1 protein-coding gene is annotated in these 249 nt (G+C 63.1%); it reads left to right on the top strand.

Annotation, left to right across the window (positions count from 1 at the left end; translation table 11 throughout):
* Positions 1–155 (top strand): SRPBCC family protein (locus AC1RPV_RS08110; protein ID WP_481764254.1); only part of this gene is annotated, 155 nt, incomplete at its 5' end.
* Positions 156–249: the final 94 nt, after the last annotated feature.

The raw sequence follows: 249 nt of genomic DNA, 5'->3' as shown, positions 1-249 counted from the left end.
CCAACGACCAGGATCGCGCGCTCGTCGAATTCTCGCAGCGCGGCGCGACCAGCAGCGCGTACGAGCCGGGCCCGTATTCGCCGTACACGGAAGGTCTCGTCGAAAAATTCTCGGCCTGGTACATCGGCCGGCTCGCCGAAAAAACCGGCGCGTAGTACTTAGCAGCGTATATGCGGAGCAAGACATGATGCGAGATGCGGCCAATTTCGAGCCGGCGGACAGCCGGGTGACGCACCCGGCGTTCTGGAA

It is taken from the genome of Dellaglioa sp. CoH-55-MRSF-9, from assembly GCF_056782155.1.
The sequence above is the reverse complement of the archived record's forward strand: the minus strand, read 5'-3'. Positions and strand labels throughout refer to the sequence as shown.